Below are 6192 nucleotides of genomic sequence, written 5' to 3'. Positions count from 1 at the left end.
GGCTTGATCTGGACCGCGACCTCCAGACCGAAAACAACGCCCCCTGGCGCTGGGCTCGTTCCCGTGATGAGCTAAACCAATACTTTCTGGCCTACATGCAGAATCGTCGGGAGGACGAATAGCCTACAACCCCGCTGCTTGCGGGGATGGAAAGGGCGCGTTGATGAAATCCAGAAAAGCCGGACGGCCACGCACCAAGGTAAGGCCGCTGTCGAACGGCAGGCTGAACAGATCGATCCCTGGGGTTTCCCGCAGGCGCTCCATAAATTGATACACCGTGTGGCGATAGGGGTTTTCCCTGTCATAAATGGGGCTATGCCTGGGATAAATGCTGTCGTGGAACATGACCACTGCGGCATCAGAGAGTTTCTCTAGAAATGCGAGATAGTCAAAACGGGCTTGTTCGGCAGTGTGATACCCATCCACCATCAATAGCCCCACTTCAGACAGTGCCGAGTATGATTCGGTGGTGATGAATTCCTGGGTCGTGCATCTGTGATGAAGCACATTACTGATTCCGTAAGCTATAAAATGCCGCCTTACAGCTTCCGCGTCCATCCAAAAGCCATCGGCTAAGGACGGGTCAATAAAACAGACTTTGCCTGCCCCGCCGTTGTCGAGTAATGCTTTCGCCATAATCAGCGGCACGAAGCCACGGTAGGAGCCAATGACCACAACTTGTTCGGGGCGGATAATCCGCACCATCGAGTAATATAGCCACCCCAACCCAAGATTCATATCTTCGGCCCGTTGATGGTGTCCCATGCGTAGCATGTTGGGATCAACAAACAACTTACGGATGAAGTCTTCCAATGCAAGCACCATCAAAGCGTTGATTAATAAAACGCGGAATCATATCAAGCTTCCTGCCCAAGGTTTTTTATTCATGAACACCCAGGAAATCATCAAACGCCTGCGCATCGGCTTCGCCTTGGTGGTCGGCTTCGCCGTCGGCAAATTCGCCGCCGTCACCGCCGGGCACCATGCGTCCGAATTCTTCATCGGGGGCTTCGGGCTGGGCGTGGTCGCCACCCACGGGATTTATTGGCTCGTCGATGCCTTCTCGGGCAAGGACTCGTAAGCCTAAAGCCCGGCCTACAGCCTATGCAGCGGCTCCAACGCCGGAACCGCCCCGCCCTTCCCGCTCGGCTTCGTGGCCGTGTCATGGTGGAAGCATCGCCATAAGTCCGCGCCCTGCCAGTCCGCCCTCTCGCCCGCATAGAGCGCCCGATTGAGCCGGTCGATTTCCCGGCCCAGCGGCCCACCGCAAAACCGCTCCAAAGCCCCCGTTCCAGCCTCGGGCCAGCGCTGTGACGCCCAGCCCAGCAAGGCCCGCCGGGCGGCGGTGGGATCATTCGCCCGGCAGGCCCGCTCGACCGCTTCGACCCACTGCCGCTCCGGCTGGATTGCCGCCGATGGTTCCGCGTCCTCATTCACCCGTGGTCGGCGGCTGAGCCACCAGGCCAGGGCCGTGCCCAGCCATCCCAACCCAAACAGCAAGGCCAGCCAGAACCAAAGCCCCGCCCCCGTGGCCGACACCGCCTCAGGCGACTTGGCCTCCACCGGGACGGAAGGCGGCGGCTGGGTTTCCGAGACGGCTTCCGGCGCAGGCGGCGCGGGTTCGGGGGATGGCGAGTGGGCCGATGGCAGGACCGTCAAAATCCGCTCCGGGAGCTTCGCGGTTTCCATCCGATCCGTCTTGGTGTTCCACCAGGGAATTTCCACGGCGGGTAGCCGATACGTGCCGGGCTTGGAGGCAATCAGCGCGGTCTTCTCCTGCCGGGCGCTGGCAAGTCCGTCCTGGCGCTTTTCTTCATTCTGCGTGGGTTGATCGGGGTATTGCTTGATGTCGCCCGAATCCGGAGCCGACGCCGGGTTCAGTTCCGGCAACAAGCCGACCGTCGCGCCCTCGGCCTTAAGCGTCAGCGTCCGGGTGATGGGCTCGCCGCTGGTGGTCTGCGGGGGTTTTTGCGCCCAGGAATCCTCCAGCGCCAAACTCGCGGCGGGCAGCCAGTGCTTGCCCGCGAATTCCGGGGGCACGGGCCGCACCTCCAGCTCCACCGGCTCGGACTGCAAGCGCTGGGACCGGCTGCGGTTAAAGAACGGATTGAACCCGGAGCGCCCGGCGACGGGGATTTGCGCGTCCAGCCGAGTAGGCTCGATGCGCAGCTTGCCGCTCTTTTGGGGGAACAGGGCGTAACGGACTTCGGTGAGCCGGTACTGCACGCCGTTCCGCGTGGCGATGCTCTGTTGCTCGCCATTCAATTGCTGAATCAAGGCGTCCGCCGCCTCCGGGCCTGCCAAGCGGGCCTGGCCCATTTGGAACCGGCTGAACACCCTGACGGTATAAATGACTTGGGCCTGCACATAAGGGTTCTTCGGCTCGGCGTCCACTTCCAACAAAACATCCTCGTCCGCCGCCGCGCCGCGTCCCGCCGCGCCCTGGATAATGGTGACGGAGAACGGCTCGGAGTGGTCGCTGCCGAAGGCGACGGGCGGAACGTCCAGGGTGCCCGCCCGCTTCGCCATCACCGTGAGCCGCCATTCGATACTGCGGGCGGACTGGCCATTTTTGAAGGAGAACTGGTTGCTCTGAGTCTGGCCCATGACTTCGAAATCCTTTTCCAAGGGGCTGAAATCTGGATCGTCGTCGGGGCTTTCCGAGGCGGAGAAAATCAGGGTGAAGGATTCGTTCAGCGGCACCGGGTTGCGGTCCAGGCTGACCTCGATTTTGGCGGCGGCCAGAACGGGCGTGGCGTGCAGCAAGAGCAGCGCCAGACATAGCCAAACGAAGCGCATCATGCCTGCCGCCCCTCCTTTTTGCTCCCTCTCCCTCAGGGAGAGAGCTGGGGTGAGGGGATTAACAATAAAGCTTTTTTCCTTTTTTGCTTCCCTCATCCCCACCTTCTTCCTGAGAGAGAAGGGGGAGAGCGCGTAAGTCCTGTGATTCACCATGGATTCCGCTCCATTCATTGCTGTTGCTGGCGTTGCCGATACTGGTAATAGAACTTGCGCTTGAGCAACCCACCCGGATCGTCGGGGATGCGCCGCAGCCATTGCTCCTGCGCCTGCCGGGTCTCGGAGGAGGCTTCGGATTCAGACTCGGGTGCGGCGGACTTCGGCTCGGCTTGCTTGCCCTGATCGGCGGGTTGCTGGGGCATGGGCTGGGCTGGCTTGGCCGACGGATACTTGCCCTCCTTGTCCGATGGCTGGTTCTTTTCCGGCGCGGCCTGATTGGAACGGTCGGGCTGTTGATCCTTTTGGTCGCCGCTCTGGCCCGCGTCCGGCTGGTTCTGCGCCGATGACGAGTCGGACCCATCCTTGCCTTGCTGTGGTTGCCCCTGGCCGTCCTGGTTCTGTTGCTGCGATTTCTGACCATCCTGCCCGGACTGCGATGGCTGAGGCTCCTGTCCCTGGTCCTGCCCTTGCTGCTGATCCTTTTGCTCCTGTTTTTTCTGCTCTTCCTGCTGCTTGCGCAGCGCCTCCTCCACCAATTTCCGGTTGTAGGCGGCGTCCTCGTTCTTGGGATCGAGCTGCAAGGCGCGGTCATACGCCTTGAGCGCCTGCGCCAATTCGCCTTGATTGGCGAGCGCGTTGCCCCGGTTGTACTGGCCATTGGTTGTGTCGAGCTTTTCCGACGCCTTGGCGGCTTGCTCGTAATCGCCCGCCTTGTATTCGGCGGCGGCTTTCCAGGCCGGGTCTTGGAAGCGTTCCGCCGCCGCCTTGGCGTCGCCCGCCGCGAAATCCCGCTGGGCGCGTTGGTCGGGCGTCAGCCACAAATCCCGCCATTCGAAGGCTTCGGCGGATTGCGGCGCGGGCGCGAGGGCGATCACCAGCCACAGACCCAGCCAGCCCCGGCGGAACGCCAGCGCTGCCAAGGGCAACAGCAGCGGCAGCAAAAACACCCCCGCCTCCCGCCATTGCTCAATCGTCATGGGGCTGCCGGTTGATTCGGCGGTCTCGGTGCGGTGGTCGATGAAACCCAGCAAGGCATTCAAATCGCCCGACCCCGAATCCATCTCGCGGTAAAGCCCGCCGCCCGTCTCGGCCAAGCGCCGCAGCGCGGCGGCTTCCAGTTTAGGGATGACGATATTGCCCCGCGAGTCCTTCAAAAAGCCGCCTTCCGCCAAGGGCACAGGACCGCCCGACTCGGTGCCGACACCCAGCGCCGACACCCGGTAGCCATCGGCGCGGAGCTTCGCCGCCGTATCTTCCGCCCCCGCCGCGCCTTCACTGGTGCTGACCAGCAGCGCGTCGCCGGTTTTCAACCCGGCTTGCTTGAGGAGCCGCGCCGCCATCTCCAACCCCAAATCCAGACGGGTGCCCTGCACGGGCATGAGCCGGGGCGCGAGGGCGGACAACTGGGCGGCGATAGTGGCGGCGTCATCGGTCAGCGGCGTGACGGTGAAGGCATCCCCGGCGTAGACCACCAGGGCGGTTTGGCCGTCCTTGCGGGCGCGGAGGATGTCGTCGATCTTGAACCGCGCCCGTTCCAGCCGGGTGGGCTTGAGGTCGGCGGCGTCCATCGCCATGGACAGGTCCAGCACCACCACCAGCGCCGAGAGGTTGCGGAAAACGGGCGTGGGCAGCCGTTCCCAGGCGGGACCGGCCAACGCTAACACAGCCAGTATCCCGGCCAGGGCCGCGAGCCACAGGGGATTGCGGGCCGGGCGGGCGGGCGAGTCAATCAGGATATGGGGCAGCAGGCCGGCATCGCAGAACTCGCGCCAGTCGCCGCCGCCGCGCCGTTGGCGGTACAGCGCCCACAATAGAATGGCGAGGAGAGGCAGGGCCAGCAGCCACCAGGGGCGGAGGAAATGGAAGTCGGTCATGGGTTCAATTGCTTTAGCGTTTGGCGCTCAAGGCAGTCACACTTATATCTGGACAAGTGATCTCTATATTTTGTGCAAGCCAGCTTTTGCATGATTGACTGGGTTATCAGTGAAGTGTAACGTTGTCATCCATCGCAAAGTGTAGCGCAGCGCAATTTGTAAGCCCCGGAATTTAGGCAGCTAATTCGGAGGTTATACTCTCAAATATCTACGTATTTTTGGCTGGTCTTTTAATATTCGCATATAGAGAATAATCAGAAATGGATTCAGCTGTTTTTGTGTTAATCGGAGCAATATCTGGCATTGGAGCAGCCCTGCTTCTTTTTCGGTTTGATGGCTCTTTGGCTAAAAGCTTTATCTTTTTCTGGCGGTGCTGCGATTCTTATTGGGGAGTTTGTGGCACTCAGCGAGTTTTTTGAGATAACAAAGGAAAATAGGTCTGCGGTTTTTGTCGCCTTCCTTTTCTCTTGGTTGGTTTCATTTATGGTTGCGCTTCCGGTGATGCTAAAAATACTCAAAAGGCAGGAATCTAGATATAAAATACATGCATGGGAAATTCTTCTGGGAGATAAAAAAGCTATTGATGATTACTATTCACTAAAAAGAGAAGAGATAAAAAAGGTAATTGAGGATGAACTTGATCTGGCAAAGCTAAACAAAGAAAAAGTTTTTCTCGAAAAAGAACGCACTAAAATTGAAGAGGAGAAAAATAGGCTGCTTTTGTTGCAGGAAGGCATTGATGAAATTTTAGATAAAAAACAGCATATTATTATACCCGTCTCTTTTAAATATCAAATTGATAGGCATTTTTTTGAAGTATTGCCCCGTTACATTCAGTCAGTATCGCAATTTAATCATCACGTCACATCGCTGACGGACGACTATGTTAACTCAATCACATTAAAATTAAAGCAAAGCAATTCAGCTACAATTTTAAGAAGCTATCTGCTGGCATTGAATTATTATATAGGGCAATTGCTTTTTGAATGGCGAGATGTGCGGGTTCATTTTAGGAAGCTGAATACTAAAACTCAACAATATGAAAAATATGTAGCCAATTACAGAACCGGCGAAGAATACAAAGAACCGCTTACACCGATACCAGCCAATGATGGCTTAATAAGCGAAGCTGCAAAACTAAAGCGCAGCTTAGTCTATAGCGCCAACAAAGACATCAGCTTTAATACTGGTAGCAGCCACATTTGGAAAGATTACATAACAATAGAGATGTTCCCAAATTATCATAAGTATATTGTTCACAATTGTTACTTTAAGGCTGTCAGGGTAAAATCAAGCAATATTTCCCTCAATCTTTCCTTAATGGCACTCCTACGATGATCTTTACCAGCCTCGACGACAT

5 protein-coding genes are annotated in these 6192 nt (G+C 57.6%); 2 read left to right on the top strand and 3 right to left on the bottom strand.

Going from position 1 to position 6192, the window contains the following annotated elements:
* Positions 1–123: 123 nt before the first annotated feature.
* Entirely contained in the window at positions 124–813 is a 690-nt protein-coding gene (locus ACXWUF_RS16465; RefSeq protein ID WP_458495736.1) for a class I SAM-dependent methyltransferase, read from the bottom strand.
* 73 nt (positions 814–886) lie between these two features.
* On the opposite strand from ACXWUF_RS16465, the gene ACXWUF_RS16460 reads away from it, so the two are divergent.
* Positions 887–1081, top strand: coding sequence for a hypothetical protein (locus tag ACXWUF_RS16460; RefSeq protein WP_458495735.1), 195 nt, complete (start codon positions 887–889; stop codon positions 1079–1081).
* 14 nt (positions 1082–1095) lie between these two features.
* Here ACXWUF_RS16460 and ACXWUF_RS16455 read toward each other — a convergent pair whose 3' ends face one another.
* Both ACXWUF_RS16455 and ACXWUF_RS16450 read right to left on the bottom strand, forming a co-directional pair.
* Positions 1096–2802, bottom strand: coding sequence for a BatD family protein (locus ACXWUF_RS16455; protein ID WP_458495734.1), 1707 nt, complete (start codon positions 2800–2802; stop codon positions 1096–1098).
* A gap of 167 nt (positions 2803–2969) precedes the next feature.
* Positions 2970–4832 (bottom strand): VWA domain-containing protein, encoded by a 1863-nt coding sequence (locus tag ACXWUF_RS16450; RefSeq protein WP_458495733.1) that lies wholly within the window; start codon positions 4830–4832, stop codon positions 2970–2972.
* Positions 4833–5135: 303 nt separating this feature from the next.
* On the opposite strand from ACXWUF_RS16450, the gene ACXWUF_RS16445 reads away from it, so the two are divergent.
* Complete coding sequence (locus ACXWUF_RS16445; RefSeq protein WP_458495732.1) at positions 5136–6170, top strand: hypothetical protein; 1035 nt, start codon at positions 5136–5138, stop codon at positions 6168–6170.
* Positions 6171–6192: the final 22 nt, after the last annotated feature.

This window comes from Methylomagnum sp. (assembly GCF_054333355.1).
Note: the sequence above shows the minus strand (reverse complement) of the source record. Positions and strands in the feature narration are given on the sequence as shown.